This is a genomic window from Streptomyces smaragdinus (assembly GCF_009604385.1).
Lineage (GTDB): Bacteria > Actinomycetota > Actinomycetes > Streptomycetales > Streptomycetaceae > Streptomyces > Streptomyces smaragdinus.
This window is the reverse complement of sequence record NZ_WEGJ01000022.1, coordinates 58,547-85,313: the sequence shown is the minus strand read 5'-3', so window position 1 is coordinate 85,313 and position 26,767 is coordinate 58,547. Positions and strand designations below refer to the sequence as shown.

The 26,767-nt window shown below is 72.2% G+C and carries 27 protein-coding genes; 6 read left to right on the top strand and 21 right to left on the bottom strand.

Annotated elements, in window-relative coordinates:
* Window positions 1-101: 101 nt before the first annotated feature.
* Window positions 102-1,376, bottom strand: a complete 1,275-nt coding sequence (locus SRB5_RS23860) for an aspartate aminotransferase family protein (RefSeq protein ID WP_323378366.1) — start codon at window positions 1,374-1,376, stop codon at window positions 102-104.
* On the bottom strand, window positions 1,373-2,215 hold the full coding sequence (locus SRB5_RS23855) for a nitrilase-related carbon-nitrogen hydrolase (RefSeq protein ID WP_153455411.1): 843 nt from the start codon (window positions 2,213-2,215) through the stop codon (window positions 1,373-1,375). Before SRB5_RS23855 ends, SRB5_RS23860 begins: the two co-directional genes overlap by 4 nt.
* A gap of 266 nt (window positions 2,216-2,481) precedes the next feature.
* Between SRB5_RS23855 and SRB5_RS23850 the strand changes: the two genes are divergently transcribed.
* Window positions 2,482-3,234, top strand: a complete 753-nt coding sequence (locus tag SRB5_RS23850) for a hypothetical protein (protein WP_153455409.1) — start codon at window positions 2,482-2,484, stop codon at window positions 3,232-3,234.
* A 34-nt stretch (window positions 3,235-3,268) separates the two neighbouring features.
* The gene (locus SRB5_RS23845) at window positions 3,269-4,078 is read left to right on the top strand and encodes an endonuclease/exonuclease/phosphatase family protein (protein ID WP_153455469.1); all 810 of its coding nucleotides are present in this window, start codon (window positions 3,269-3,271) and stop codon (window positions 4,076-4,078) included.
* Window positions 4,079-4,123: 45 nt separating this feature from the next.
* Here the strand turns inward: SRB5_RS23845 and SRB5_RS23840 are convergent, their stop codons facing one another.
* Complete coding sequence (locus tag SRB5_RS23840; protein WP_153455407.1) at window positions 4,124-4,336, bottom strand: helix-turn-helix domain-containing protein; 213 nt, start codon at window positions 4,334-4,336, stop codon at window positions 4,124-4,126.
* Window positions 4,337-4,437: 101 nt separating this feature from the next.
* Complete coding sequence (locus SRB5_RS23835; RefSeq protein ID WP_323378365.1) at window positions 4,438-7,932, bottom strand: S8 family serine peptidase; 3,495 nt, start codon at window positions 7,930-7,932, stop codon at window positions 4,438-4,440.
* A 554-nt stretch (window positions 7,933-8,486) separates the two neighbouring features.
* On the opposite strand from SRB5_RS23835, the gene SRB5_RS23830 reads away from it, so the two are divergent.
* A complete protein-coding gene (locus tag SRB5_RS23830) occupies window positions 8,487-9,233 on the top strand; it encodes a GntR family transcriptional regulator (RefSeq protein ID WP_153455405.1) in 747 nt (248 codons plus the stop codon).
* A gap of 1 nt (window position 9,234) precedes the next feature.
* Here the strand turns inward: SRB5_RS23830 and SRB5_RS23825 are convergent, their stop codons facing one another.
* The 11 genes from SRB5_RS23825 to SRB5_RS23775 form a co-directional block, all read right to left on the bottom strand.
* Window positions 9,235-9,627, bottom strand: coding sequence for a nuclear transport factor 2 family protein (locus SRB5_RS23825; RefSeq protein ID WP_153455403.1), 393 nt, complete (start codon window positions 9,625-9,627; stop codon window positions 9,235-9,237).
* Window positions 9,628-9,771: 144 nt separating this feature from the next.
* Window positions 9,772-10,218, bottom strand: coding sequence for a DUF6278 family protein (locus SRB5_RS23820; protein ID WP_153455401.1), 447 nt, complete (start codon window positions 10,216-10,218; stop codon window positions 9,772-9,774).
* An 81-nt stretch (window positions 10,219-10,299) separates the two neighbouring features.
* Window positions 10,300-11,109: an exodeoxyribonuclease III gene (locus tag SRB5_RS23815; protein WP_153455399.1), complete on the bottom strand. Its 810-nt coding sequence runs from the start codon at window positions 11,107-11,109 to the stop codon at window positions 10,300-10,302.
* Window positions 11,110-11,420: 311 nt separating this feature from the next.
* Window positions 11,421-12,065, bottom strand: coding sequence for an MBL fold metallo-hydrolase (locus SRB5_RS23810; RefSeq protein ID WP_153455397.1), 645 nt, complete (start codon window positions 12,063-12,065; stop codon window positions 11,421-11,423).
* 28 nt (window positions 12,066-12,093) lie between these two features.
* Window positions 12,094-12,672 carry a hypothetical protein gene (locus tag SRB5_RS23805; protein WP_153455395.1) on the bottom strand — a complete coding sequence of 193 codons (579 nt, stop codon included), beginning with the start codon at window positions 12,670-12,672 and terminating at the stop codon, window positions 12,094-12,096.
* Complete coding sequence (locus SRB5_RS23800; RefSeq protein ID WP_153455393.1) at window positions 12,672-13,793, bottom strand: ROK family glucokinase; 1,122 nt, start codon at window positions 13,791-13,793, stop codon at window positions 12,672-12,674. Before SRB5_RS23800 ends, SRB5_RS23805 begins: the two co-directional genes overlap by 1 nt.
* Before the next feature lie 58 nt (window positions 13,794-13,851).
* On the bottom strand, window positions 13,852-14,697 hold the full coding sequence (locus SRB5_RS23795) for an ATP-binding cassette domain-containing protein (RefSeq protein WP_153455391.1): 846 nt from the start codon (window positions 14,695-14,697) through the stop codon (window positions 13,852-13,854).
* Window positions 14,694-15,737, bottom strand: coding sequence for an ABC transporter permease (locus tag SRB5_RS23790; protein ID WP_153455389.1), 1,044 nt, complete (start codon window positions 15,735-15,737; stop codon window positions 14,694-14,696). Before SRB5_RS23790 ends, SRB5_RS23795 begins: the two co-directional genes overlap by 4 nt.
* Window positions 15,734-16,756 (bottom strand): sugar ABC transporter substrate-binding protein, encoded by a 1,023-nt coding sequence (locus SRB5_RS23785; RefSeq protein ID WP_456114913.1) that lies wholly within the window; start codon window positions 16,754-16,756, stop codon window positions 15,734-15,736. The genes SRB5_RS23790 and SRB5_RS23785 overlap by 4 nt, the downstream gene beginning before the upstream one ends.
* 116 nt (window positions 16,757-16,872) lie before the next feature.
* Window positions 16,873-17,874, bottom strand: coding sequence for a sugar ABC transporter substrate-binding protein (locus SRB5_RS23780; protein WP_228390398.1), 1,002 nt, complete (start codon window positions 17,872-17,874; stop codon window positions 16,873-16,875).
* A 136-nt stretch (window positions 17,875-18,010) separates the two neighbouring features.
* Window positions 18,011-18,775, bottom strand: a complete 765-nt coding sequence (locus SRB5_RS23775; RefSeq protein ID WP_323378363.1) for a GntR family transcriptional regulator — start codon at window positions 18,773-18,775, stop codon at window positions 18,011-18,013.
* A 101-nt stretch (window positions 18,776-18,876) separates the two neighbouring features.
* Between SRB5_RS23775 and SRB5_RS23770 the strand changes: the two genes are divergently transcribed.
* Window positions 18,877-19,965 carry a Gfo/Idh/MocA family protein gene (locus tag SRB5_RS23770; RefSeq protein WP_153455387.1) on the top strand — a complete coding sequence of 363 codons (1,089 nt, stop codon included), beginning with the start codon at window positions 18,877-18,879 and terminating at the stop codon, window positions 19,963-19,965.
* Here SRB5_RS23770 and SRB5_RS23765 read toward each other — a convergent pair.
* A complete protein-coding gene (locus tag SRB5_RS23765; protein WP_153455385.1) occupies window positions 19,962-20,591 on the bottom strand; it encodes a TetR/AcrR family transcriptional regulator in 630 nt (209 codons plus the stop codon). The genes SRB5_RS23770 and SRB5_RS23765 overlap by 4 nt on opposite strands.
* A 56-nt stretch (window positions 20,592-20,647) precedes the next feature.
* On the opposite strand from SRB5_RS23765, the gene SRB5_RS23760 reads away from it, so the two are divergent.
* Complete coding sequence (locus SRB5_RS23760; RefSeq protein ID WP_153455383.1) at window positions 20,648-21,544, top strand: ABC transporter ATP-binding protein; 897 nt, start codon at window positions 20,648-20,650, stop codon at window positions 21,542-21,544.
* Window positions 21,534-22,292, top strand: a complete 759-nt coding sequence (locus SRB5_RS23755) for an ABC transporter permease (protein ID WP_323378362.1) — start codon at window positions 21,534-21,536, stop codon at window positions 22,290-22,292. The genes SRB5_RS23760 and SRB5_RS23755 overlap by 11 nt, the downstream gene beginning before the upstream one ends.
* Here SRB5_RS23755 and aroA read toward each other — a convergent pair.
* The 5 genes from aroA to SRB5_RS23730 form a co-directional block, all read right to left on the bottom strand.
* Window positions 22,289-23,518 carry a 3-phosphoshikimate 1-carboxyvinyltransferase gene (aroA, locus tag SRB5_RS23750; protein WP_153455381.1) on the bottom strand — a complete coding sequence of 410 codons (1,230 nt, stop codon included), beginning with the start codon at window positions 23,516-23,518 and terminating at the stop codon, window positions 22,289-22,291. The genes SRB5_RS23755 and aroA overlap by 4 nt on opposite strands.
* Before the next feature lie 61 nt (window positions 23,519-23,579).
* On the bottom strand, window positions 23,580-24,767 hold the full coding sequence (locus tag SRB5_RS23745) for a cytochrome P450 family protein (RefSeq protein WP_153455379.1): 1,188 nt from the start codon (window positions 24,765-24,767) through the stop codon (window positions 23,580-23,582).
* A 61-nt stretch (window positions 24,768-24,828) separates the two neighbouring features.
* The gene (locus SRB5_RS23740) at window positions 24,829-25,740 is read right to left on the bottom strand and encodes an SGNH/GDSL hydrolase family protein (RefSeq protein ID WP_323378361.1); all 912 of its coding nucleotides are present in this window, start codon (window positions 25,738-25,740) and stop codon (window positions 24,829-24,831) included.
* 256 nt (window positions 25,741-25,996) lie between these two features.
* Window positions 25,997-26,350: a hypothetical protein gene (locus tag SRB5_RS23735; protein ID WP_153455375.1), complete on the bottom strand. Its 354-nt coding sequence runs from the start codon at window positions 26,348-26,350 to the stop codon at window positions 25,997-25,999.
* Window positions 26,351-26,474: 124 nt separating this feature from the next.
* Window positions 26,475-26,720 carry a metal-sensitive transcriptional regulator gene (locus SRB5_RS23730; RefSeq protein ID WP_153455457.1) on the bottom strand — a complete coding sequence of 82 codons (246 nt, stop codon included), beginning with the start codon at window positions 26,718-26,720 and terminating at the stop codon, window positions 26,475-26,477.
* Window positions 26,721-26,767 lie beyond the last annotated feature (47 nt).

Sequence of the window (26,767 nt, the reverse complement as noted above, 5' to 3'; positions counted from 1 at the left end):
AATACCGCCTGTGTCCGGATCCGGTACGGCCCCGCCGCCGCCACGGGATCCGCCAAGCCACGTCCCGGGCGGCGCGCTGCTCCGCGCCGCCCGGCTGATACTCAGGCGCCCGCCGCGGCCCTGAGCGCCGCCTCCAGGATCGCCGCCCCCTCCTCGGCCTCGCCCACCGTCAGGGACAGCGGCGGGGCGATGCGCAGGGCGTTGCCCGTGAGGCCGCCCTTGCCGATGAGGAGGCCGCGGGCGCGGGTCTCCTCCAGGACCGCCGTGGCCGCCGCCGGGGTGGCCAGCTCGACGCCGATCATCAGGCCCCGGCCGCGGACCTCCGTGACCGTCTCGAGCGGGGCGGCGATGGCGCGCAGGCGCTCCAGGAGGAGGCCGCCGACGCGGCGGGCGTTGCCCTGGAGGTCGTGCTCCAGGAGGTACGTCAGGTTGGCCAGGCCCGCGGCCATGGTGACGGGGCTGCCGCCGAAGGTGGAGATGGAGTTGGCGTCGAGGCAGTTCATCACCTCGGCGCGGGCCACCACGCCGCCGATGGAGGCGCCGTTGCCGATGCCCTTGGCGAACGTGAGTATGTCCGGCGGCCCCTGCTGCCCGTGCGCCTGCCAGCCCCAGAAGTGCTCGCCGGTGCGGCCCCAGCCGGTCTGCACCTCGTCGGTGATCCACAGGATGCCCTCGGCGGCGAGGACCTCGCGGAACGCCGCGTACAGGCCGTCGGGCGGCGAGGTGAAGCCGCCGACGCCCTGGATGGGCTCGGCGATGAGCGCCGCGACGGAGCCGCCGGTCTGGGTCAGCATGTCCTTCAGGTCGGCGACGCAGGCGGCGGTGAACTCCGCGTCCGACAGCTCGGCGAACGGTCCCTTCGTACGGACGCCGCCGTGCACGTACAGCGTCTGCAGCGGGGACAGGGTGGTCGGGGACCAGCTGCGGTTGCCGGTGATGCCGACGGTGGAGAACGACCGGCCGTGGTAGCTGTTGCGCATCGCCAGGACCTGGTTGGAGCGGCGGTACGTGGTCGCCAGCAGCAGCGCCGTGTCGTTGGCCTCCGTACCGGAGGAGGTGAAGAAGACGCGGGCGTCGGGGATGCCGGAGAGCTGCGCGATCCGTTCGGCCAGCTCGATCATGGGCCGGTCGAGGTAGAGGGTGGAGGTGTGCAGGATCCGGCCGGCCTGCTCGCTGACGGCCTTGGTGACCTCGGGGAGGGCGTGGGCGGTCATCGTGGTGAGGATGCCGCCGAAGAAGTCGAGGTAGCGGTTGCCGTCGGCGTCCCAGACGTGGCGGCCCTCGCCGTGGGTGAGCTCGATGGGGTTCGCGTAGTAGAGGGCCAGCCAGTCCGGCAGGACGGCGCGGTGGCGGGCGTGCAGGGCGCGGTCGTTCACGGCTGGACCAGTCCTTCGTACGCGTCGGGCCGGCGGTCGCGGTAGAACGCCCACTGCTGCCGGACTTCTTCGATCAGACCGAGGTCGAGGTCGCGGACGAGGAGCTCCTCCTCCTTGTCGCTCGCGACCTCGCCGACGAACTGGCCGCGCGGGTCGACGAAGTAGCTGGTGCCGTAGAAGTCGTTGTCGCCGTACTCCTCCCGGCCGACCCGGTTGATCGCGGCGATGTAGTACTCGTTGGCGACGGCCGCGGCGGGCTGCTCCAGCTGCCACAGGTACGCGGACAGGCCGCGGGAGGTCGCGGAGGGGTTGTAGACGATCTGGGCGCCGTTCAGGCCGAGCTGGCGCCAGCCCTCGGGGAAGTGGCGGTCGTAGCAGATGTAGACGCCGACCTTGCCGACGGCGGTGTCGAACACCGGCCAGCCGAGGTTGCCGGGTTTGAAGTAGTACTTCTCCCAGAATCCCTTGACCTGGGGGATGTGGTGTTTGCGGTACTTGCCGAGGACGGTGCCGTCCGGGTCGATGACGACGGCGGTGTTGTAGTAGAAGCCGGACTGCTCGACCTCGAAGACCGGGACGACGATCACCATGCCCGTCTCGCGGGCGAGGGCCCGCATCCGCTCGGTCGTGGGGCCGTCGGGGACGGGCTCCGCCCAGCGGTAGTGCTCGGGCTCCTGGACCTGGCAGAAGTAGGGGGCGTTGAAGACCTCCTGGAAGCCGATGATCTTCGCACCCCGGGCGGCTGCGTCCCGGGCGTGCCGCTCGTGTTTCGCGATCATCGATTCGGTGTCGCCGGTCCAGGTCGCCTGGACGAGGGCGGCGCGGACGATGTTGGCCATGGCTGCTCCTTCGGCGCGCGGGCACGTCCGTCTACGCACGTAGACGGGCGTAGGTGGAGAACGTACGGCGCGGTCACGCTCGGTGGCAAGGGCATCGCGGCCCGGGACCGCAGGTGTCGGCGCGGCGTCCGGCGGGCAGGGGGCATGAACGGGAATCCGGCGGCATACCGCTGGAACCGGACGGGAGGCCGCAATGACGTCCGTATACCCCCTGTCCCGCACCTGGCCTCGAACATCGGTGCCCGGGCCCAGTAGCATGCCGCTCCATGAATGACGGCATACTCAGCATCATCCTCGTCGCCGCGGGTCTGCTCGTCGGCGCCGGCCTCGGCTGGTACGGCCGGAAGTCGGCGGCCGCGCGCACGCTGCGCCGCAAGGAGAAGTTCTTCGGGCTGCCCGAGAACTCCGAATGCCTCGTCGTGGTGAACCGCGACGCGAGCGGGGCTGACTGGAGCGTCGCCAAGCACGACGTGTTCGCGCTGGTCGAACTCGCCGCCGTGATCCGCGAGTGCGGGGCGCATCTGCAGATCATCGCCCACGACACGGCGAACCAGGGGTTCGGCGACCGCACGGAGTTCTGTGTCGGCACGCCGATCTCCAACCGCCGGATGGCCGCGCACATGCACTCCCTGCTGCCCGGCATCCGGATCAACACCGACCCGGAGCCCGGTCCGGACCGCGGCGCGTTCGCGATCGGCTCGGAGCGCTACCGCCTCGACAGCGGCGTCACCGAGCACGTCATCCTGGCCCGGCTCACCGCCGGCCAGGACGCGCGCCCGGTGTTCATCTCCTGCGGCCAGCGCTCGATCACCAACCAGGCCGCGATGCGCTATCTCGCCAAGCACGAGGCCCGGCTCTCCCGCAAGTACGGCAACTCCACGTTCGTCCTGCTGCTGAAGGTCGTCAACTCCCAGTCGTACGGCGCCGACGTGGTCGAGCTGGTCGCGGACGTCACCAAGGCCGCCAAGTCGCCGTCCCCGCTGGCGAAGGGCGAGAGCAAGGACCGTTCGTCGAAGTGAACGAGCAGTGAGCCCGCGACTGCTCGCGTGCACCATGGTCGTGGCGTTCCTGGTGCTCCTCGGCCCGAGCGCCCCGATCAGCACCCCCTACGCCCGGCCGCTGCCGGCCGGCGCCGTCACCGGTGTGGTGCCGAACCGGGTCATGACGTGGAATCTGTGCAACCCCTGCGGCAGCGGGCACAACGCCGGCCGGACGGCGGAGATCGCCACGTACGCGCCGCAGGTGATCGGGGTGCAGGAGGCCTGCGCGCGCGACGTGGAGCGGATACGGGACGGCCTGGAGCGCATCTACGGGCTCGTCTACCACGTCGAGTACGGCGGCGTCCTGCGTGATCTGGGCCGCTGCGGCGGGACGCCGTGGCGGCCGGGGGCCTACGGTCAGGCGATTCTCTCGGCGGCGCCGATGACGGACCGGGTGAGCGTGGAGTACCCCGACGGCGGGTCCGAGGACCGCGGCTATCTGGCGGTCACCACCACGGTGGACGGCCACAGGGTACGGGTCTTCAACACCCACCTCGCCGAGCGGCGCCAGCAGGAGTACCGGATGAAGCAGACCCGGGTGCTCGCCGCGGCGGTCGCCCGCTACGACCGCGCGATCGTCCTCGGCGACTTCAACGCCCGCCCGTACGACCCCGAGCTCACCCCGGTCTGGGCACTGGCCACCGACACCGACGCGCGGTGCGCGCCCGCGGCTGTCGCGGGCGTCTGCGACACGACCACCGACTGGCACGCCAAGTTCGACTACGTGTTCCTGCGGGGGAACGTGACCGCGCTCGGCCACCACGTACACCCCAACCCGCACTCGGACCACGCGCTGCTGTACACCGATCTGCGGCTGCCCTGACCGGGCCGGTCACCCCGTACGACCGGGGTGACCGGCCCGGCCTGTTCACAGGGGGAAGTGGTCGCGCGCGTGCCAGCCCAGCTGGATCCGGGTGTTGACCCCGAGCAGGTCCATCATCCCGCGGATCCTGCGCTGCACGGTCCGTCTGCCGATGCCTAAGCGTCCGGCGATGGTCGTGTCCGTATGGCCGGAGAGCAGCATGCGCAGGATCTGCTCGTCGAGTTTCGGGCCGCTCCGCTCCGGTTGCTGCCCATCCATCCCGTTGTCTCCTCCGTCGTACCCTGGCGCGACAGGGCCCGTGCCCACCGCCGGCTGCGGTGGGGACGGGCCCTGTCGTCACCGATGACCTGTCAAGGCGGTCAGCCCAGGTCCGACCGCTCCGTCACCCGTACGGCGTTGACCAGCGTCTTGCCGGTGCCCGCGACGAAACGCAGATTGAGCTGTCCGTCCGTCACGGTAACGGTGTACGTGCGCGAAAGGGCGGTCTTCTGCCCGGCGATGAGCGCGACGTCCATGTTCGGCTCGACGACCCGGCCCTCGGCCATCACGTCGAACACCCGCTTTCCGGGGGTACGTCCGGCGAGCTCGGCGAAGTCCAGCTCGACGGTGTACGTCCCGTCCGGGACGTTGTCGAACCGGTACTCCAGCATGCCCTCACGGGCGGTGCCGAAGCGCTGGTCGTCGTCCGTGGCGGCGATGTCACCCTTGGCGGAGGCGGTGGCGGAGTTGCCCACCCAGCCGTACGAGCCGGCCGTGTACTCCCGGTCGGCGGACCAGGTGTCACCGAGGGCGTCCGCCGCGGTGGCGTCCTTCGCGCCGCTGTCCAGGGCGATCCGGTAGGCCGGGACGACCACCCGGACCGGGACCGTGATCTCGGGCGAGCGACCCGACGCGGACGCGACGACCACGTCGGTGTCGTAGACGCCGGCCTCCAGGCCGGTGGCGTCGATCGCCAGGTCGAGCGTGGCCTTCCCGCCGTTGTCCAGCGAGCCCTCGGCCGGGCTCACGGCCAGCCAGTCGGTGGCCCCGGTGACCGTGTACGCGGTCGGGGAGCCGGTGTTGGTCAGCTCGAGCTTGCGGTCACGGGTCTCGCCGGCCGGGACGACGACGGCCAGGCCGTCCTCGCCGCCGCCCTTGACGGCGACCGCGCCGGTGGCCAGGGACGCCCCCGCCTCGGTGATGTCGCCGGCGGTGATGGAGACCGACCGCGTCACGCTCTGGTAGGCGGGCGCCTCGATCTTGACGCTCTGCTCCCCGGCCGGGGCCTGGAAGACGTACACACCGTCGGCGCCGGTGGTGGCGGTGGCGGTGCCGGCCGTCACCGTGGCGCCGGCGACGGGCAGGCCGTCGTTGGCGTCGGTGACCTTGCCCCACAGCACACCGGTGGTGGTGGACCGGAAGGAGATGCTGCTGTCGCCCTCCGGCAGGACGGCCGTGTTGAGCGAGTACTGCAGGGCGACGGTGCCGGTGGCGTTCTCCACGCCGATGGTGGCGCTGTTGCCCTTGTGACGGTCGCTCGCCGGGACGTCCTTGTAGCGGTACGTCACGGCGCCGGTCTCACTGATCTCCGCGGAGTAGGAGAAGGGGACCGTGTTGCTGAGGGGCGTGATGTCGCGCCACTCGATCAGGAACTTCCGGTTGGGTGCCTGGCCGGTCACCTTGGTGTAGACGTTGGCCGGGGCCGTGATCTTCTGGTCGTCCCAGAACGGGTAGAGCGCCGCGTTCGGGGCGGCCGCCGCGGGGATCGCGACGTTCGAGAACGCGGTGCTGGAGGCGCCGAACGACACCACACCGTTGGTGGAGACGAACGCCTTGGCGTACGAACCGCCGTAGAACGGGAAGCTGAACGGCAGCGCGACTTCCTTGGCCGCGTCGTCACCGGCCAGCCCGATCGGGTTGTCGGCGGCGACCCACGCCTCGTTGCCGGTGCGGCAGGCGGTCCCGAAGGAGTCGGTACGCAGCGGGAGGGTGAGGTTCGCGGTGGTGTCCGCGGCGACGCTGACCTGCGTCTCGGCGCCGGCCACACAGCGGTCGGTGCCCGCGGCGGTCACGGTGTAGTCGCCGTTCGGGATGACCACCGAGTAGTGGCCCGCGGCGTCGGTCGTCGCGGACACGGGGGTGCCGACGAAGGTGACCGTGGCGCCGGGGGCCGCACCGTACTCGCTGGAGACGGTGCCGGAGACGGTGCTGGACGGGGCCTGCGTCATCGACAGCGCGATGGTCGCGGTCTCGTTCTCCACGATCGTCACGGAGCCGGTGGCCGTCTCGTAGCCGTACTTGGAGACGGACACGGCGTACTCGCCGACGGACAGGACCGGCAGCGAGAAGCCGCCGTTCGCATCGGTGGTGACGGAGCGGTCGAGGGGACCGTCGAGGGTGACGGTCGCGCCGCCGACCGGGTCGCCGCCGGAGGTGATGGAGCCGGTCAGCGAGCCCATCGGGCCGCGCGGGGCGTCCTGGACCGCGGCCAGCGCGTCGAGCTTGCCCTCACCGAAGACGTTGTTGTTGGCGGCGGTGCCGCCGCACGTCAGGTTCTCGGTGTCCGTGGCGGTGCGGTTGAGCAGCGCCTCGGTCTCCTCGATGTCGTTCTGCAGCGCGGGCGAGGCCGACCACAGCAGCGCCACCGTCGCCGCGGTGTGCGGGGAGGCCATCGAGGTGCCGTCGAAGATGTCGTAGCCACCGGGGATGGAGGAGCGGACGTCGACGCCGGGGGCGGCGATGTTCGGCTTGATCGTGCCGTTCTCACCGGTGCCGCGCGACGAGAAGGACGCGATGTTGCCGTTGATGTCGTACGCGCCGCTGGAGTAGCTCATCGCGTACGAGCCGGGCGAGCCGGAGGTGTTGCAGCCCGGGCCGCTGTTGCCGTTGGAGAAGGCCGGGAAGATGCCGGCCTCGCGCCAGGAGGCGACGACGTCGGAGTACCAGGGGTCGTAGACCGTGGAGCCCCAGGAGTTGTTCACCACGTCGGGCGCCATCTCGGGCCGCGGGTTGTTGCCCTGGCGGTCCGTCGGGGCGACCATCCACTGGCCCGCGGCCATCAGCGACTCGCGGGAGCAACTGCTGGTCTCGCAGCCCTTGGCGGCGATCCACTTGGCGCCCGGCGCGACACCGATCTGGTTGGCGCCGCCGTCGTCACCGACCATCGTGCCCATGGTGTGGGTGCCGTGGTCGTTGTTGTCGCACGGGTCGTCCGTGGGGCAGGAGCCCGACGGGTCGAACCAGTTGTAGTCGTGGCTGTAGGTGCCGTCGGCGTTCTTGCCGCGGTACTTGCCGGCCACCGCCGGGTGGGTGAAGTCCACGCCGGAGTCGACGCTGGCGACGACGATGCCCTCGCCGTGCACGCCGAACTGCTCCCACACGTCGTTCGCGTGGATCGCGTCGATGTTCCACTCGACGCCGTCCAGCGACGGCTGGTCACTGCCCTTGACCGGCTTGGGCAGCTCGACCGCGTCGTCGGCCTCGATCATCGAGACCTCGGGCAGTGCGGCGATCTTCTCCGCCACCGCCTGGTCACCCGTCACCTTGACGGTGTTGGAGATCCAGAAGGAGCGCGCGTCGGCGCCCCCCGCCTTCGCCACCGCGAGGACGTCCGCCTGGGACTCCTTGGCGGTGGCCTTCTTCGCCCGCATCACCTCGGCGCCGCGGTCGGCCTTGTCGGTGAGCACGTCCGCTCTGCTGAGGTCGGCCTCGGACTTGAGCGTGACCCAGAAGGTGGACTTGTCGTTGGCCTCGAGCTGCTGCACCACCTGCTTCTCGGCCTTGGCCGCCAGCGGGGTGACCGCGTCGGCCGACGCCGGGGCGGCATTCGCACCGAGGGCACCCAACGGCACCATGGCCATGGCGGTCAGGGCCACTGTCGCGGCTCTGAGTGAACTGCTTCGGATCAATCTCAAGGGGTCTCCCTAGGGAGTGAGTGCGGCGGGGATCTCCCGCGCTCAGGAGCAGGACACGTACGGGTGCGGGGGGTAGGGGCGCTGTTCCGTGGCGATGGGTCAGGTACAGGTCATGCACCCGACAGAACCCGCATATGCTCGGCCATCCGCGGACGGCCGCACAAGATCCGGCAGGGCTCTCCGGGAGCCGCTGGCGCAAAGGCGCCGATTGCCGGAATGTTGTGTTCCGGCGCGGGTCCGGTGGTAAGCCGGGGCGGCCAAATGCCGGGAACGGGTCTCTATTTGTCGATACAGATATAAGCCCGCACGGCGACGGACATCCTCGCCCCGAGCCCCAGGTCGGGGCGCCGGCCCCGGCCGCCCCTCGCGACGGCCTCGTTGCCTAGGTACCAAGAATCGCCCTGAGTACCTAGCCTTGACTCGGGTCAACCGCCGTAACGTCCCCGCCCCTTCGGGCGGACCGCCGTCCGGCGGGGCCCAAAGGGGTCACGTCGCGCGGGGAAGGGAGCCCGGGGATGGGCGATACGAGGCCGGTGTACCAGCGCATCGCGGACGAGCTGCGCGACCGCATCGACAGCGGCGAGCTCAAGGTGGGGGCGCAGATCCCGTCCCGCTCCGAGCTGAAGCGCGCCTACGCGGCGAGCGACCAGACGGTGGACCGCGCGGTACGGGTCCTGAAGGCCGCCGGATACGCCCAGGGGCAGTTCGGCCGGGGGGTGTTCGTCACCGACCGGACCCCGCTGGGCACCCTGCTGCGCGACACGGGCACCGTGGACACCCCGTTCGCCGCCCGGATCTCCACCCCGGACACGGCCGTCGCCTGGGAGGCCACCTCCGTCACCACCCCGGCCCCGCGGCATGTCGCCGAGCGGCTGGGCATCGCGGCCGGCGACCGGGTGATGTGCACCCGGTACGAGTATCTGGCGGACCGCAGGCCCGTACAGCTGGCGACCAGTTGGGAGCCCCTCGCCCGCACCGAGGGCACGGACGTCGTCTTCCCCGAGCGCGGCCCGTACGCCCGGCGCGGGGTGCGCGGGCGGATGGCGGCGATCGGCATCCGCGTCGTACGGGCCGCCGAAATCGTCGGCTCCCGGGCCGCGACCAGCGCGGAGGCGGAGGCCCTCGGCTGCGCGCCGGGGCAGTGCCTGACCGTGGTGGAGCGCACGCACTACGACGCGGACGACCGGCCGGTCGAAACCTCCGACGTCGTGGTCCGCGCCGACCGCTGGCGGCTCGAGTACAGCATCGACTTCACCGGCTGAGTCACACCCCGGCCCGCGCCAGCGGCTCGGGATAGGGCTCGTCCATGAACACGTGGACGGAGCGCATCCGGTCGCCCTCGTCGGTCAGGACCGCGAGGACGAAGCCGACCGCGAGCGGCTCCGCGCCGCCGGCGACGCCGTGCTGCCAGCAGAACAGGGCCAGCCGGGGGCGGACGTCGACCTCGCCGGTCAGGGTGAAGACCAGGGCGGGGTGCTGCTCACGCACCGCGGCGACCGTCGCGTCCAGCGCGGCGCGGCCCGCCACGGCGACCTCGGGATCGATGTAGATGCCGTCCTCGCACCACACCTCCTCGATCCCCGCCCGGCGCAGGGCCGGGTCCTCCTCGTTCCACACCTCCAGATAGCGCTCGACCAGCTGTCGACCGTCCCCCATGAGCGGCAATCCCTTCCTGACGCCGGCCGGGCCGGGGGCTCCGGCACGTCCGGGCCGGTGCCATGGCCCCAGCATCGGCCGTGGTCAGGACGGGAACAACAGCGGATCTCGCATCATGCGTTAACGCGCCGGTTATGGAAACACTCAGTCCTCGGAGACCTCCGCGTACATCTGCGACAGCTCCGGCGTCCCCGTCTCCGCCCAGGCCAGCCCGACCTCCACCACGTCGACCTCGCGCCCCGAGGCCAGCTCCACCACCGGGCGCCCGTCCGGCGACAGCACCCAGCGCGCGCCCGGGACGGTACGGACGATCACCGTACCGAGATACAGACCCGCGTCGTTGCCCAGCCAGGGCATCACCTCGGGGTCGTCGCGCCAGCGGGGCACCAGCTGGTCCAGCGCCTCCAGGGAGCGCCAGGTGTCGTCGAGTTCGACCTTGGAGCCGGCCGCCTGGGAGCGCAGCAGATCGCACTCGGAGAGCAGTTGGGTGATTCCCTCCTGATCCGTCTCCCGGCCGCCCGGGGAGAACACGTCCGTCACGCCGGTGCCGTCGTGCCGCTTACGCCAGTTGTCCAGGAAGGAGATGTTCATACCTCTACGGTCGCACTCCGACCGATGTCGGCGCCACAGGCACGCACAAAGCGGATCAACGCCTCCGGATCGGACAGCCCGCTACAGCTCGAGGTCGACGACCAGCGGCGCGTGGTCGGAGGGGGCCATGGAGGCCGGCGCGTCCTTCTTCCCGGGCCTGCGGGCCTCGCGGTCGACGTACGAGTCGGTCACGGCGGCGGTGAAGGGGGCGTTGCCGTAGACGTGGTCGATGCGCATGCCCTTGTTCTTCTGGAAGCCCAGCTGGCGGTAGTCCCAGAAGGTGAAGGGGATGTCGTACTTCAGCGCGCGGGGGTAGACCTCCGACAGTCCCTCCTTCTGGAGCTCGATCAGCGCCGTGCGCTCGGCCTCGGAGACGTGGGTGGCGCCCTCGAAGAGGGAGATGTCCCAGACGTCCTCGTCCTTCGGCGCGACGTTGAAGTCGCCGAGGACGGCGAAGGGGCGGGAGCCCGCGGCGTCGGTCGCCACGGCCGCGCGGAGGGCTTCCAGCCACTTCAGCTTGTAGGCGTAGTGGGCGTGGCCCACCTCGCGGCCGTTCGGGACGTAGAGCGACCAGACGCGGACCGGGCCGCAGGTCGCTCCCACCGCCCGGGGTTCGGTCACGCCGTCGTACTGCGGCTGGTCGGGGAGGTGGTGGGTGATGTCCTCGAGGCCGACCCTGGAGAGCACGGCGGCGCCGTTCCAGCGGCCGTCGGCCACGAAGGCCGCCTCGTAGCCGAGGGCGCGGAGGGGGGCGGTGGGGAAGGCCTCGGGGGTGCACTTCAGCTCTTGGAGGCAGACCACGTCCGGGTCGGTGGAGCGGAGCCAGCCGGTGATGCGGTCGAGCCTTGTGGTGATCGAATTGACGTTCCACGTCGCGATGCGAAGAGCCATGCGGCTAATTTAGCGCGGGGGTCTGACACGTGACGCGGACCACTTTCGGGGGCTCCGCCCCCGGACCCCCTTGTCGGCGCTTCGCGCCTCGGCCTCAAACGCCGGCCGGGCTGGGAGGGGTGCTTTTCGCTGTCTGCCGCCGGTCCGGCAGGAACAGATCTTGTCGCTCGCCACCGCCCGACATGCAGTCGGCTCCGCCCGGAAAGCAGATCGGATGGTCGGGACTTCCCGGAAGGACAAAGCAGCTGGTCGGCACCTCCCGGAAGGACAGAGCAGGCAGTCGGGGCTTCCCGGAAGGACAGAGCCCTCCCCTACACCGGCACGCTCTCCCCCGGCGCAAGCCGCAGGTGCTCTGCGCCGCCCGTTCCTGGGCCCGTTGGGCCCAGGAGGCGGTCGTATACCAGGGGGGCCACGTCCGACAGGAGGGCGTTGTGGATGTCCACCGCGCGTGAGGGCTTGATCTCGCGGACGTAGTCGATGATCTCCGAGATCTTGCTCCACGGGGCGTGCACCGGGAGGAGCAGCGTGTCGACCGGGCGCTCCGGCACCGTCAGGGCGTCGCCGGGGTGGAAGACCGTGCCGTCCAGGACGAAGCCGATGTTCGTGATGCGGGGGAGGTCCGGGTGGATCACCGCGTGGAGTTCGCCGTGTACCTCCGCGTCGAATCCCGCCGCCGTGAACGTGTCGCCGTGGCCCACCGTGTGGACCCGGCCGGGGAAGGCCGCGGCCAGTTGGGAGGCGACCGACCGCAGCGTCCAGAGTTCGCAGGCGGGGTTGGCCTCGAGGGCCGCGCGCAGGCGGGGCTCGTCGAAGTGGTCGGGGTGTTCGTGGGTGACCAGGAGGGCGTCCGCGCCCTCGGCGGCGTCCGGCTCCGAGAAGCCGCCGGGATCCACGACCAGGGTTCTGTCGCCCTTGTCGAGGCGGATACAGGCGTGTCCTCGTTTGGTGAGCCTCATCGTCGGTCCAGCCCCTTCCCGCTGCGGTTCAGAACTTCGTGGTGGACACCACACGCACCGTCGGATGCGTCTGGTCCGACAGGTCGACGGCGACCGCCAGATCCGGCTCCGCGCCCGGGCGGGGGCGTGACCAGCCCCACCAGTCGCTTCCGTCGCCGAAGCTCCAGTGGACCCGCTTCGCCTGTCCGTGGGTGATCGGGTTGTAGCCCTCGACGAGGTCGGAGCGGTGGCCGTCGGACCACTTCATGAAGGCGTTCAGACCCGCCTCGTTCGTCGTGAACTCGACGTACAGGCTGCTCTTCTCCCAGGAGTTGAACTCGTAGAAGGAGATCGGGTCGACGTTCATCGGCGGCTTGATGTCGTAGATCCGCCGCTGCATCCGGCTGGGCCAGCCCAGGACGAGCCCGGTCGCCTCCGCGCTCTCCTCCTTGCTGCGGCCGGCGTCGCGGCTCTGCAGGAAGGAGATGCAGAGATAGACCAGCGGTACGAGGATCAGCAGCGCGACGATCACACCGCCCTTCCAGCCGGCCGGCAGCCGCCGCGGCGGGGGGTGGTGGGGGGCCTCGGGGGTGTCGTCGGCCGTGGGGCGGTCGGCTTCGTCCGTCATCACTTGCCGACCACCTGCGCGAAGCGTTCGTAGCGCTCGACCCGGCGGCGATTCGTCCGCCGGAAGCGCCGGGCGACGAGGCGGGCGAGGTCCGCGGCGCCGACGAGGCCGGCGTCGTTGCCGAGCTGGGCCTTGGCGATACGGGCCTCCGGCCGGTAGCCGCGTCCGGTGAGGCTGCGGCGGAAGGCGTCGCGGGCGGGGCCGATGAGGAGGTCGTCGGCCGCGGAGACGCCGCCGCCGATGACGAAGCAGCCGGGGTCGAGGGCGGCGGCGAGGTTGGCGATGCCGACGCCCAGCCACTGGCCGATGTCCTGCAGCAGCTCCACGCACATCGCGTCGCCCTCGCGGGCCAGGTCGGTGATCAGCGGGCCGGTGATGTCCCCCACCCTGCCCTGCACCTTGTCGATGATCCCGTACGCGACGGGCGACTCGGCGGCGGCCAGCTCGCGGGCCTCGCGCACCAGGGCGTTGCCGGAGCTGTACTGCTCCCAGCAGCCGCGGTTGCCGCACGGGCAGCGGTGGCCGCCGGGGACGACCTGCATATGGCCGAATTCGCCGGCCACCCCGTACTTGCCCCGTTTGACCTGGCCGTCCTCCAGGATGGCGCCGCCGATGCCCGTACCGAGCGTGATCATGACGAGGTAGTCCTCGCCGCGTCCGGCGCCGAAGCGCCATTCGGCCCAGGCTGCGGTGTTGGCGTCGTTGTCGACCATCACGGGAACGCGCAGGCGGGAGGAGAGGGCGTCGCGCAGCGGCTCGTCGCGCCAGGACAGGTGCGGGGCGAACAGGACGCGCGAGCGGTTGGCGTCCACCCAGCCGGCGGCTCCGATGCCGACCGCGTGCACGTCGTGCCGTTCGGAGAGGTCCAGCACCAGCTCGACGATGGTGTCCTCGACGACCCGGGGGCTCTTGGACTTGTCCGGGGTCTCCGCGCGCATCCGCTCCAGGATGTTCCCGTCGGCGTCCACGACGCCGGCGGCGACCTTGGTGCCGCCGATGTCGATGCCGACGGTCGGCACCCGGGGCGCGGTCAGATGCGACCGGCGCTCGCGGCTGCTGACGCTGCGCAGGACCGTCGCGCGGGCGGCTCCCTTGTACGAGGTTTCGCGATTGGCGCTCATCGGCCCCGATTCTGCCCTACGCCGCGGGGCCCCGCTTCCTCCGGGGCCCCGCGGCGACTCACGCAGAGTGACCGGTTTCGTGTCCGCCCAGGTGATCCGGTACGGGGGCGCGCTCGAGCTCGTGGGAGAGCTGTTCGAGTTCGCCGCCGCCCGCCATCTCGCGGGTGAGGTCGTCCAGGGTGATCTCCGGCTTGGGGTGGCTGCCGGCCATCACGCCCCGCTTGAGCAGGATGAACCGGTCGCCGACCAGATAGGCGTGGTGCGGGTTGTGGGTGATCAGCACCACACCCAGGCCCGCGTCCCGGGCGGCGGCCACGTACTTCAGCACCACCCCGGACTGCTTGACGCCCAGGGCGGCGGTCGGCTCGTCCAGGACGAGGACCTTGGCGCCGAAGTACACCGCGCGGGCGATGGCCACGCACTGGCGTTCGCCCCCGGAGAGGGTGCCGATGGGCTGGTCGACGTCCCGCAGGTCGATGCCCATGCGCAGCAGCTCGCTGTACGTGGTGCGGCGCATCAGCTCGACGTCCAGCCGGCGCAGCGGTCCGCGGCCCTTCGTCGGCTCGGAGCCGAGGAAGAAGTTCCGCCAGACCGGCATCAGCGGGACGACCGCGAGGTCCTGGTAGACCGTGGCGATGCCGCGGTCGAGGGCGTCGCGCGGATTGGCGAGCTTCGCGGGGCGGCCCTCGATCCGGAAGTCGCCGGCGTCGTGCCGGTGCAGTCCCGCGATGATCTTGATCAGGGTGGACTTGCCGGCCCCGTTGTCGCCCAGGACACAGGTGATCTCCCCGGCGTGGACCTCCAGGGACACCCCCTCCAGCGCGCGGATGTTCCCGTAGTACTTGCTGACGTCCCGCATCTCGACCAGCGGTACGGACGGTGCCCCGGTGTCGTCGGACTTCATTTCGCGGCCTCCGCCCGCTTGCGGACCCATGCGTTGAGCAGCGTGGCGAGCAGCAGCATCGCCCCGAGGAAGAACCAGAACCAGTCGGCGTCCCACTGGGCGTACACGATGCCCTGCTTGGTCATGCCGAAGATCAGCGCACCGATCGCGGCGCCGATCGCCGAGCCGTAGCCGCCGGTGAGCAGACAGCCGCCGATCACGGCCGCCGCGATGTAGTGCAGCTCCAGCCCGCGGCCCTCGCCCGACTGGATGACGCCGAACGAGAAGAGCAGATGCTGCCCGGAGATCCAGGCCCCGACGGCGACGCCCAGATACAGGCCGATCTTCGTCCGGAAGACGGGGACGCCGACCGCGCGGGCGGCCGGTCCGCCGCCGCCGACCGCGAAGATCCAGTTCCCGGCGCGGGTACGCAGCAGGATCCAGGTGGCGAGCGCCACCAGGACGATCCACCACAGGATCGTCACCCGCAGGTCCCAGGAGCCGATGCTGAGGGTGGAGGCGAACACGGCACGGGCGGAGGAGAAGCCCTCCATGTCCTCGATGCTCTTGGTGGTCACCGTGCCGTCGATGGCCTTGGTGACGCCGACGTTCGCGCCCTGCAGCATCAGAAAGGTGCCGAGGGTGACGATGAAGCTGGGCAGTCCGGTACGGATCAGCACGTAGCCGTTGAAGAAGCCGATCGCCAGCGTGACCAGCAGCGAGACGGCCACGCCGACCCAGACGTTCGCCGTCATCTGGTACGAGAACATCGACGACACCAGCGCGGACGCGGTGACGAGCACACCGGCGGAGAGGTCGAACTCACCGCCGATCATCAGCAGCGCCACGGGGACGGCCATGATGCCGATCGTGGAGGCCGCGTACAGGACGGTGTCCATGCTGCGCAGGAAGCTGTCCGCGGCCAGGCCGAAGAAGACCAGCACGGCGACCGCGCCGATGACCGACCCGAGTTCGGGACGGCCGAGCAGTCTGCTGAACAGCGAGCGGTGCAGCAGCCGCTCGTCGGTGGTGTCGTCGGGTTGTGTGGTGGTCGAGCTCATCGAGTCCCCCGCCTCGCGTATTTCTCGAGTTCCGCGGCTTCGTCCCTGGTGACGATCTGCGGCCCGGTGAGCACCGGCAGGCCGCCGCCGAGGGTGTTCGCGTTGTACTTGTAGAGCCACAGCAGGTCGACCGCCTCGTAGCCCTGGAGGTACGGCTGCTGGTCGACGGCGAAGGCGAGCGTGCCGTCCTGGAGGGACCTGGCGACGCCCTCGTTGAGGTCGAAGGTGGAGATCTCGGCGTCGCTGCCGGCCCGCTTCTTCGCCTGCGCGGCGGTGTTCGCGAAGGGCGCGCCGAGGGTGACAACAGCGTCGATCGCCGGGTCGGCGGTCAGCTTGGCGTCGATGGACTGCTCGACGGACGGCATGTCCGTACCCTCGACGTAGAGGTTCTCCAGCGTGCCGTCGAAGGTCTTCTTCGCGCCGGCGCAGCGCTCCTCGTGGCCCACGTTGCCCTGCTCGTGCAGGATGCACAGGGCCTTCTTCCGGCCCGTCCTGTTCAGCTGCTCGCCCACGGCCTCGCCGGCCAGGGTCTCGTCCTGGCCGATGTGGGTGAGGGCGCCGAACTCCTTGGACTCCTTGGTGCCGGAGTTGATCGTGATCACCGGGATGCCGGCGGCGATCGCCTTCTCGACCACGCCCTTCATGGCGGCGGGCTTGGCGAGGGAGACGATGATGCCGTCGACCTTCTGGTCGATGGCGTTCTGCACGAGCTGGGCCTGCTCGTTCGCCTCGGGGCTGGCGGCGTAGGTGAAGTTGATGTTGTCCTTGGCCGCGCCCTGCTCGGCGCCCTTCTGCACGATGTCCCAGAAGGTGTCGCCCTGGCCCGAGTGGGTGACCATGGCCACCGTCCAGCGCGGTGTGCTCACCGCGGGCCGGCCGCCGGCCTGCGCGGCCTCGTCCTCGGCCCGTTTGCCCCCGGTGCTGCTGCAGGACGCCGCGCCGAGGCCCAGCGCCGCCGCCAGCACCCCTCCCACCCAGGTGCGTACCCTCGTGCCTGCCAGTGCCGCGCGCTGTGCCACAGCCAGTGTTCCCTTGCGTAGTGCTGTCCGGTGCCGCCGGAACCCGGGTGCCGTACGGCACCCGGAATGATCTGTTCCGACGGCCCCAGTATGTGTCACCACGCGTTTTGAAGCGCTCACCGGGTGGCGTTGTCCGTCAGCTTCTTCAGGTCGGGGGCCTGCTCCGCGGTGACGATCGCGGGGCCGGTCAGGACCGGGCGGCCGCCGCCGATGATGTTGAGGTTCTGCTTGTACAGCCACAGCTCGTCCACCGCGAGGTAGCCCTGGAGGTACGGCTGCTGGTCGACCGCGAAGGCGACCTCCTTCTTCTCCATCCGGGCGACGACGTCCGAGTTCAGGTCGAAGGTCGCAACCTCCGCCCCGGAGCCGGCGGCCTCCTTCGCCTTGATGGAGGCGGAGGCTATGTCGGCGTTCAGCGTGACGACCGCGTCGATGTCCTTCGACGCCGTCAGCTTGGCCTCCACGGCGGCCTCGACGCCGGGCCGGTCCGTACCCTCGACCTGGAGGTTCTCCACCTCGCCGGAGAAGGTCTTGGCGACGCCCGCGCAGCGCTCCTCCAGCGACACGTTGCCCTGCTCGTGGATCACGCACACGGCCTTCTTGCGGCCGTCCTTGTTGAGCTGCTCGCCGACGGCCTCGCCGGCGACGCCCTCCTCCTGGCCGAAGTGCGCCAGCGCGCCGAACTCCTTCGAGAACTGGCTGCCGGAGTTGATCGACACCACCGGGATACCGGCGGCGACGGCCTTCTGCACCGCGGCCTTCATGGCGTCGGGCTTGGCGAGGGTGACGATGATGCCGTCGACCTTCTGGTTGATCGCCTGCTCCACCAGCTGCGCCTGGCCGTCGGCCTTGTCGTCGTTGGTGTAGAGGAGCTTGACGTTGTCCTTGGCGGAGGCGGTCTCGGCGCCGTTCTTGACGATGTCCCAGAAGGTGTCGCCCTGACCCGAGTGGGTGACCATCGCGATGGTCATCTCCGCCGTGTTCGCCTTCCCCCCGCCGCCGGTCTCGGGTTTGTCCTCCGAGTCCTTGCCGCCCGAGTCGCTGCAGCCGGCCAGGCTCACCGCCAGTACCGCCGCCGCGAACACCACCGTCGTACGGGCCATCCGGCTGTACCTCATGATCTGTCCCCGCCTTCCGTCGAGCACCGCCTCATTGCGGCTGACGGAGTATGTAACCGGGGGCGCCGGGGGCGTCAATGCCTTTGTCATAACATCCGGACGAGCGGCCGGTGTTACGGGCCCGGCGGGCGTGCGGTCAGCCGCGTTCGAGGAGTTGGAACTCGAAGGTGTACCGCGAGGCGCGGTAGAGGTGGGCGCCGGACTCCACCGCGCGGCCGGTGACGTCGAACGCGGTGCGCTCCACCGCCAGCAGCGGCGCGCCGGGCGCCTCGCCGAGGCGTTCGCCCTCCTCGCGGCCGGCGGTGCGGGCGCCGATGCGCTGGCGGGCGCTGTGCAGGGTGACGCCGGCCCGGCGCAGCAGCGCGTACAGGCCGGTGGCCTCCAGCTCCGTGGTGGGGAGCGGGAGCAGGCCGAGGGGGAGGTGGTTGCGCAGGTACGCCATGGGCTCGCCGCGGGTCAGGCGGAGCCGTTCGAGGACGGCGACCTCCGTGCCCTCGGGGACGCCGAGCGTGGTCGCGACGGTGGGGCCGGCGGGCTCGGTGTCGTTACGGAGGACAACCGTCGCGGGGCGGGCGCCGGCGGCCTGCAGGTCGTCGTACAGGCTGGTCAGGGCCAGGGGGCGGCGGACGCTGCTGTGCACCACCTGGGTGCCGATGCCGCGCCGGCGGACCAGGAGGCCCTTGTCGACCAGGGACTGGATCGCCTGGCGGACGGTCGGCCGGGACAGGCCCAGCCGGGCGGCGAGGTCGATCTCGTTGCCGAGCAGCATGCCGGGGGTGAGGGAGCCGGTCTCGATCGCGCTCTGGAGCTGCTGGGACAGCTGGAAGTAGAGGGGCACCGGGCTGCCCCGGTCCACGCTGAGCTGGAGGGAGTCCGAGGACCCCGCGTCGCGCCTCGCCACGGCCCTCCACGCTAACGGCCCGGGCGGGCGGGAGGAAGACGGTGGTTCGGTTGTCCTGACATCCGATTGACAGGCCCGGCGGGCGGGGAGACGTTGGGCTCATGCGGATCGCGGTCATCGGCACGGGACGGATCGGCGCCTTCCACGCGGCGACGCTGGCGCGGCACGCGGACGTCGCCGAGGTGGTGCTGGCGGACGCGTCGCCCGCGCGGGCGCGGGAGGTGGCGGGGCGGATCGGGGCGGTGGCGTACGAGGGGCCGGAGGAGGTCTTCGCGCGGGGCGCGGACGCCGTGGTGATCGCCGCGCCGACGGGGGCGCATCCGTCGCTGGTCGTACGGGCGGCGGAGTGCGGGATGGCGGCGTTCTGCGAGAAGCCCGTGGGGCTGGACTGGCCGGGCACGCTGGACGCCCTGTGGCGGTCGCGGAAGGCCGGGGCGGTGCTGCAGCTCGGGTTCATGCGGCGGTTCGACGCCGGGTACGTGGCGGCGCGGGAGGCGGTGCGGTCCGGGCGGCTGGGGCGGGTGCACACGGCGCGGGCGGTGACGTCGGGCGCGGGGGCGCCGCCGGCCGGGTATCTGCCGCTGTCCGGGGGGCTGATCGCCGACTGCATGATCCATGACTTCGACGCCCTCGCCTGGGTGACGGGTCAGCCGGTCGTCGAGGCGTACGCGGTGGGCTCGGACGCGGGAGCGCCGGAGTTCCGGGCGGCCGGCGACGTGGACACCGCCGCCGCGGTGCTGACGCTGGCGGACGGCACCCTCGCCACGGTCACCGCGACCCGGGTGAACGGCGCCGGCTACGACGTACGGCTCGAACTGGCCGGGGAGCGGGACCAGATCGCGGTGGGGACGGGGCCGCGGACGCCGCTGCGGTCGGTGGAGCCGGAGCCGGTGGAGTTCCCCGGGCCGCCGTGGCGGGACTTCCTGGAGCGGTTCGGGGCGGCGTACGAGGCGGAGATGGACGCCTTCGTCCGGGTGGTGCGCGGTGAGCTCGCCAACCCGTGCCCGGGCTTCGCGGCGCTGGAGGCCCAGTACGTCGCCGAGGCGTGCGCGCTGTCGCGGCGGGTGCGGCGGCCGGTGCGGATCGCGGAGGCGGCGCACTTCGTCGGCGCGTGGCGCTGGCAGGGGCCGGGGAAGTTCCCGGCGGATCTCGTCGCGCTGGCTCCGGAGCGGTGGCCCGAGGCGCCCTAGACAGACGCCGCCACCAGCCGTTCCAGGTCGTCCAGGTCCGCCTCGTACTCGGCGTCCAGGTCCAGCGGCAGGTCCAGCCACGGCGCCAGCGCCGTGTGCCCGGGCGCGGCGCCCTCCGGGAGCTGCCCGCGCCGGCCACGCGGGTCGAGGGTGCCGACGGCGAAGCGGCCGCCCGCCTCGGAGGCGGCGAAGCCCAGCACGAACGTACTCACCAGCCGCTCCATCCGCGGCACCCGCGACGGCTCCACCCCGGCCTCCAGCAGCGCGCCGTACAGCCGGTCGACGAAGCCCACCGCCTCCGGCGACACGGCGGGCCGGGTGAACAGCAGGCCCACCGCCCAGGGGTGTTCGCGCGCCCGGCGGCGCGCCGCCCGCGCGAAGGCCCGCAGCCGGGCGCGCCAGTCGCCGTCCCCGGCCGCCGTCCACTCGTCGTCCGCCGCGAGGGAGCCGAGGATCTCCCCGACCATGCCGTCGAGCAGCACGGCCTTGCTCCTGACGTGCGGATACAGCGCCATCGGCGTGACGCCCACCCGGTCGGCGACCGCACGCATCGTCACCGCCGCCAGGCCGCGTTCGTCGGCCAGCTCCACCGCGGCCCGCAGGATCTCTTGTCGTCGCGCGCTCATGCCTCTACATTGTAGATCTATACGTTGTAGATCTTTTACGGATCAGGGGGCGGCCGATGCTCGAGGCGCACGAACTCCGCAAGTCCTACGGGCGGTCGCCGGCCCTCGACGGCTTCGGCCTCACCGTCGCCGCCGGCGAGATCGCCGGGCTGATCGGGCACAACGGCGCCGGCAAGACGACCTTCGTCGAGATCGTCACCGGCCTGACCCGCCCCGACTCCGGCTCGGTCACCGTCGCCGGCGTCGACGCCCTGCGCCGGCCGCGGGCGGCGCGGCGGCTGTTCGGGGTCGCCCCGCAGGAGACCGCGCTGTACGCGGCCGCCACGGTCCGCGACCAGCTGCGGCTGCACGGCGCGCTCGCCGGCCTGCGCCGCCGGGCACTGCACCGGGCCGTGGCACGGACGGCGGAGGAACTGCGGCTCACCGGCTGCCTCGACACCCGTGCGGGGCTGCTCTCCGGGGGTCAGCGGCGGCGCACCCAGGCGGCGACGGCGCTGATGGGCGACCCCCCGCTGCTGCTGCTCGACGAGCCCACCGCCGGCGCCGACCCCGAGACCCGGGACGCGCTGCTCGCGGCCGTACGGGCCCGCGCGGCGGCCGGCGCGGCCGTCCTCTACACGACGCACTACCTGCCCGAACTCACCGACCTCGACGCCACCCTGGCCGTCGCCCGCGCCGGCCGGGTCATCGCCCGGGGCACCCGGGCGGAGCTGCTGCGCGGGCTCCCCGGCGAACTGCGGCTGGTCCTCGACCCGGCGGGGGCTCCGCTGCCCGCGGGGACGCCGGCCCGGTCGTACGAGGGTGTGCTGCGCGTACCGGCCCGTGATCCGGCCGCCGAGCTGGCGCGGCTGCTGGCGGCCGGGTGCCGGCCGGCGTCGGTGGACGTGCGCAGGCCCGGGCTCGACGACCTGTACCGTTCGCTGGCCGCGAAGGAGACGACCCGTGCCGCGTGACTCCGCCCTCCGCACCGCCGCCCTGGTCCGGCTCAACACCGCGCTGCTGCTGCGGGAGTCGGGGCCGCTGGTGAGCCGGCTGGTGCTGCCGCTGATCCTGCTCACCCTGATGCGGCCCCTCTATCAGGCCGCGCAGGGCGGGGCGGCCGGCACCGAGCAGGCCGTCGTGGGGATCTTGGTGATGTTCTCGCTGCTGGGGATGAGCCTGGTCGGCTCCGCCGTCCTCCAGGAGCGGGTGTGGCGGACCTGGGACCGGCTGCGCACCACGCCCGCGCGGCCGGTCGAGCTGCTGGCCGGGAAGGGGCTCCCGGTGCTGGTCGCGCTACTCCTGCAGCAGGCGCTGGTGCTGGGGTACGGGGCGGGGCTGCTGGGGCTCGACGTGCGGGCGCCCGCCCTGCTGGGGGTGGCGTGCCTGGCGTGGACGGTGGCGCTGCTCGCCATGGGCGCGGCGCTGGGGGCGGCGGCGCGCAGCTTCGGTGAGCTGTCGGCGGCGTACGACATCGGCGGGATGCTGCTCAGCGCCCTGGGCGGCGCGCTCGTCCCGCTCGCGGAGCTGCCGCGCTGGGTGGGCGCGGTGGCGCCCCTCTCCCCCGGCTACTGGGGCTTCGGGGCGCTGCGCGGCGCCGTACGCGGGGACGCGGGGGCGGTGTTCGCGGCGTCGGGGGCGCTGCTCGGGTTCGCCGCGGTGGCGGGGGTGGCCGCGGCGTGGGCGATCGGGCGGGGGCGGGCGCGGTCGGACCGGCTCTAGGCGGCGGGGAACACGCCCCCGAACGCCTCGTGGAACTCCGGGAACGTCTTCTTCACGCACCCCGGCTCGTCCAGCGTCAGCCCCGGTGTCCGCAGCCCCGTCACGCTGAAGGCCATCGCGATGCGGTGATCACCCCGGCAGCCGACCTCCGCGGCGGCCGGGACGCCGGGGTGGACCTCGATCCAGTCGGGTCCCGTCTCCGCCCGTACCCCCAGCCGCCGCAGATTGCCGGCGCAGGCGTCGAGCCGGTCGCATTCCTTGACCCGGGTGTTGGCGACGTCCTCGATCCGTACCGGCCCGTCGGCGAAGGGCGCGATCGCGGCGAGCGTGGGCATCGTGTCCGAGATGTCCCGCATATTGACCGTGATCCCCCGCAGCCGCCCCGTCCCCCGCACGGTCGTCGCGTCCGCCCCGGTCCGTACCTCCGCGCCCATCGACCGCAGCGCCTCCACGAACCCCAGATCCCCCTGCAGCGCCCCCTCCCCGAGCCCCGGGACGGTGACCTCCCGCCCGGTGAGCGCGGCGGCGGCGAAGAAGTAGCTCGCGGTGGAGGCGTCGGGCTCGATGCCGTACTCCGTCGCCCGGTACCCGCCCGCCGGTACGTCGAACACGTCACCGTCCTGGCGTACCTCCGCGCCGAACGCCCGCATCATGGCGAGGGTGATGCCGATGTACGGCACGGACACCAGCCGCGTCACCCGGATCCGCAGCCCCCTCCGGGTGAGCGGTCCCAGGAGCAGCAGCGCGGTGAGGAACTGCGACGACAGCCCCGCGTCCAGCGTGACCTCGCCGCCCTCGACCCCGCGCGCGGACAGGCTGACCGGGAGGTGTCCCTCCGCCCCGTCGTGCCGGACGTCGACCCCCAGGTCCCGCAGCGCCCCGGTGAGCGGTCCCAGCGGCCGGCGCCGCATCTGCGCGGAGCCGTCGAACCGGAACTCCCCCCGCCCCGCCGCCGCGAGCACCGGCAGGAACCGCGCCGGCGTGGCCCCGTCCCGCGCGTACACCTCCGCCCCGGCCACCGCCGGCCCCTCCGGCCGCCCGTGCACCCGCCATACGCCGTCCCCCCGCTCCACCCGGTACCCGAGCGCGGTGAGCCCACCGGCGAACGCCTCGGTGTCGTCGGACAGCAGGGGGCGCCGCAGCGTGGTCACCCCCTCCGCGGCGGCGGCGAGGAACAGGGCGCGGTTGGTGATGGACTTGGACCCGGGCACGGCGACGGTCGTCATACCGGCGACCCTATGCGCGCCGCCGCCCCCGATGTCCGCGGTGTCCGGACTGCGGACCGCCCTACCACCGCACGGGCAGCACCCCGGGTCCGCGGATCAGCAGCCCCTGCCGCCAGTCGCGGGCCTCCCCGTCCAGCGCGAGGTCCGGGCAGCGGTCCAGCAGGGCGCGGACCGCGATCCGGCCCTCGAGGCGGGCCAGCGGGGCGCCCAGGCAGTAGTGGATGCCGTGGCCGAAGGCCAGATGGCCCTGGGTGTCGCGGCGGATGTCGAAGGTGTCGGGCGCGTCGAAGCGGGCCGGGTCGCGCTCGGCGGAGGAGATCACGACGCGCACGACGGCGCCCGCCGGGACGGGTACGCCGTGGATCTCCACGGGCTCGGTGGTGAAGCGGAACGTCGAGGTCTCCACCGGCCCGTCGTACCGCAGCATCTCCTCCACCGCGCCGTCCAGCAGCGTGTCCGGGCCGGCGCGCAGCGCGGCGAGCTGGTCAGGGTGGGACAGCAGCGCCAGCATGCCGTTGGCCAGCAGATTCACCGTGGTCTCGTGGCCGGCGACCAGCAGCAGGAACGCCATGCCGATCAGCTCCTGGCGGGAGAGCGCGTCGCCGTCCTCCTCGCGGGTGCGGATCAGGGCGCCGAGCAGGTCGTCGCCGCGGGGCTGGACGCGTTTGTCCTCGATGAGTTCGTCGAGGTAGCGCCCCATCGCGGCGGTGGCCGCCTCCTCGGCCTCGGGTGTGGTGGGTGAGACGACCTCGTGCGACCAGGCGCGGAAGTCGTCGCGCTCCAGGTCCGGTACGCCGAGCAGTTCGCAGATCACCGTGATCGGCAGCGGGAACGCCAGCGCCTCGACGAGGTTCGCGCGCCGGCCGGGGGCGGCCAGCATGGCGTCGAGGAGGTCGTCGGTGATCCGCCGGATCCGGGGGGCCAGCGCGGCGATCCGCCGGGCGGTGAACTCGCGGGTCACCAGCCGTCGCAGCCGGGTGTGCCGGGGGACGTCGGACTCGAGCATGTTGGCGCTGATGTCCGGCAGGCCGGCGGCCTCCTGCGGGCTCATGCGCAGCCGCCAGTCCTTGTGCAGCCGGGGGTCCGCGAGCGCCTCGCGCACCGCGTCGTACCCGACGACGAGCCATACCTCGCCGTCGTCGCTCAGCACGTGGTGCACGGGCCCGCGCTCGCGCAGCCGCGCGTAGACGGGGTAGGGGTCGCGGGCGAAGTCGGCGCCCAGCGCGGTGAGATCGACCAGGGGCTCCATCACGTCAGGGTACGTCGGGGCCGGCGCGGACCACAGCCCGCACCGGCCCCCCGGACGTGCCTCAGAACCGCCCGCGACCCGGCTTCGCCAGCGTCGCCACCACGGCGTCGGCCATGGCCGCCTCGCCCTTGGCGTTGGGGTGGAAGGAGCCGGCGGGGCTCGCCGGGACCAGCGGCTCGACCCAGCGGTCCGCCGGGGACTTGCAGATGTCGTGGCCGACGGTCGAGGCGTACGTGTCGGTGTACGCGGCGCGGTTGTGCGCGGCGGCGTCCGCCAGCATGGCGTTGAGCCGCTTCTCCGTGTCCCGCAGGTACGGGATGTCGCCCGCGGCCATCTGCACGGCCGGCCAGCAGCCCACCCCGTCGTCGGGGACGATCACCGGGTAGCCCACGACGACGACCCGGGCCCGCGGGGAGCGCTCGTGGATCGCGTCGAGCACGGCGTCGACCTTGGTCCGGGCGTCCGCGATCCGCGTGGCCAGCACGTCCTCGCCGGTCGCCGTGTACTGGCGCTGGCAGGGGTTGCCGGTGGGGTCGGTGAAGCTGAGGACCGTACAGGTGCCGATGATCTCGCCGAAGCCGATGTCGTTGCCGCTGATGCCGACGGTGACCAGGGTGGTCTTCTTGTCGATGGCGTCCAGCTGGGGCGGGTTGGCGCCCTGTGCCTCCCACATGTGCGTGGTGCGGGCGCCGCCGCAGCTCGCGTCCTCGAACGTCGCGACGCCGAGCGCCTTCGCCGTCAGCGACGGGTAGTTCTGGTCGGAACGCTCGCAGGCCACGTCGACCTGGGTGGGGATGCGGGGCCCCGAGGTGTACGAGTCGCCGAGGGCGACGTAGTGCTCGGCGGGGTCCGCCTGCGCGGGCACCGCCGTCCCGCCGACGACGAGGGCCGCCGCCCCCGACACCGCGAGCGCGACCGCCGCCCGCCGCCGGTCTCCTCTGCCGCGCTGTTCCCTGAGCCCCTGCTCGGCCACTGCCGCCTCCACTCCCCGTCCGCGCGGATCACGCGGATCTCTTACTGGGGAGTACATTCAGACGGTGGCCGACGGTCTGTCAATCCGCCGGAGGGACAAAGTCTGTTCGCCGGGAGACCGCGGGCCGGACGGGGCTACATCGCGGTGAGATCGCGTTCGCAGGCCGCGCGGGTGGTGGGGGCGAAAACGGCACGGGCCGGGCCGGTGAATCCGTCGGGGTACGCGTCGGCGGTCCGGGGTTCGCCGGCCACGGCGGTCAGTTCGTCAGCCGCAGGCGTACGTCCTTCTCCTGGTCGCCCGCCGCCGTGCCCTCCTCGCGGACGGTGTACGTGTCCGCCAGGGCGTCCCGTACCCGGTCCACGGCCAGATAGCCGCCCTGGAGGTCCGCGGTGACCGAGGCGCCGAGGGCCGGGGGGTGGGCGGCGCCGGCGGGGTGGGCGGTGTCGACGGTGGCGACCCACACCTGGGGGTGGCCGGGGGCGGCCTCGGGCGGGGGCTCGCCGCGGCGCCAGTTCGTCTCGAAGGTGTCGCCGAGCGCCTCGAGCACCGCGGCCGCGTCCTGGGCCGAGCAGGCGCTCAGGCCGACGGTGACCTTGTCGTCGTCGCTCATGGGTCGGTCGTCCTCTCCTCGCGCGTACGGACCCGCCCCTGGTATCAGTCTGGGCCGGATCCGGTGTCCGTGCGACACAGCGCCCCCTGCGCGGTGATCGCACAGGGGGCGCCGCGGGTGCTGCCTACGCCAGGGCGAGGAAGAGCTTCTCCAGCTCCTGCTCGCTCATCGGGGGCGCGCCCTCCTCGCTGTCGGCGAGGCACTGGCGCATTCCGCTGGCGACGATCTTGAAGCCGGCCCGGTCGAGCGCGCGGGAGACGGCGGCGAGCTGGGTGACGACGTCCTGACAGTCCCGGCCCGCCTCGATCATCGTGATGACGCCCGCGAGCTGTCCCTGTGCGCGGCGCAGCCGGTTGAGGACCGGGGCCATCGCTGCCTCTTCGACTTTCACCGGGTTTCTCCTGTCCACCCTGTTCA

Bases quoted from the DNA above. Each gene is read 5' to 3' on its own strand.
- SRB5_RS23825 (WP_153455403.1), bottom strand. From the start codon at position 9,627: ATGGGGGACGGTCGACAGCTGGTCGAGCGCTATCTGGAGGTGTGGAAC.
- SRB5_RS23770 (WP_153455387.1), top strand. From the start codon at position 18,877: ATGCGGATCGCGGTCATCGGCACGGGACGGATCGGCGCCTTCCACGCG.
- aroA (WP_153455381.1), bottom strand. From the start codon at position 23,518: ATGACGACCGTCGCCGTGCCCGGGTCCAAGTCCATCACCAACCGCGCC.
- SRB5_RS23745 (WP_153455379.1), bottom strand. From the start codon at position 24,767: ATGGAGCCCCTGGTCGATCTCACCGCGCTGGGCGCCGACTTCGCCCGC.
- SRB5_RS23820 (WP_153455401.1), bottom strand. From the start codon at position 10,218: ATGAACATCTCCTTCCTGGACAACTGGCGTAAGCGGCACGACGGCACC.
- SRB5_RS23805 (WP_153455395.1), bottom strand. From the start codon at position 12,672: ATGACGGACGAAGCCGACCGCCCCACGGCCGACGACACCCCCGAGGCC.
- SRB5_RS23795 (WP_153455391.1), bottom strand. From the start codon at position 14,697: ATGAAGTCCGACGACACCGGGGCACCGTCCGTACCGCTGGTCGAGATG.
- SRB5_RS23800 (WP_153455393.1), bottom strand. From the start codon at position 13,793: ATGAGCGCCAATCGCGAAACCTCGTACAAGGGAGCCGCCCGCGCGACG.
- SRB5_RS23730 (WP_153455457.1), bottom strand. From the start codon at position 26,720: ATGGCCCCGGTCCTCAACCGGCTGCGCCGCGCACAGGGACAGCTCGCG.
- SRB5_RS23765 (WP_153455385.1), bottom strand. From the start codon at position 20,591: ATGAGCGCGCGACGACAAGAGATCCTGCGGGCCGCGGTGGAGCTGGCC.
- SRB5_RS23840 (WP_153455407.1), bottom strand. From the start codon at position 4,336: ATGGATGGGCAGCAACCGGAGCGGAGCGGCCCGAAACTCGACGAGCAG.
- SRB5_RS23810 (WP_153455397.1), bottom strand. From the start codon at position 12,065: ATGAGGCTCACCAAACGAGGACACGCCTGTATCCGCCTCGACAAGGGC.
- SRB5_RS23855 (WP_153455411.1), bottom strand. From the start codon at position 2,215: ATGGCCAACATCGTCCGCGCCGCCCTCGTCCAGGCGACCTGGACCGGC.
- SRB5_RS23830 (WP_153455405.1), top strand. From the start codon at position 8,487: ATGGGCGATACGAGGCCGGTGTACCAGCGCATCGCGGACGAGCTGCGC.
- SRB5_RS23845 (WP_153455469.1), top strand. From the start codon at position 3,269: ATGGTCGTGGCGTTCCTGGTGCTCCTCGGCCCGAGCGCCCCGATCAGC.
- SRB5_RS23735 (WP_153455375.1), bottom strand. From the start codon at position 26,350: ATGAGCGACGACGACAAGGTCACCGTCGGCCTGAGCGCCTGCTCGGCC.
- SRB5_RS23815 (WP_153455399.1), bottom strand. From the start codon at position 11,109: ATGGCTCTTCGCATCGCGACGTGGAACGTCAATTCGATCACCACAAGG.
- SRB5_RS23790 (WP_153455389.1), bottom strand. From the start codon at position 15,737: ATGAGCTCGACCACCACACAACCCGACGACACCACCGACGAGCGGCTG.
- SRB5_RS23850 (WP_153455409.1), top strand. From the start codon at position 2,482: ATGAATGACGGCATACTCAGCATCATCCTCGTCGCCGCGGGTCTGCTC.
- SRB5_RS23780 (WP_228390398.1), bottom strand. From the start codon at position 17,874: ATGAGGTACAGCCGGATGGCCCGTACGACGGTGGTGTTCGCGGCGGCG.
- SRB5_RS23760 (WP_153455383.1), top strand. From the start codon at position 20,648: ATGCTCGAGGCGCACGAACTCCGCAAGTCCTACGGGCGGTCGCCGGCC.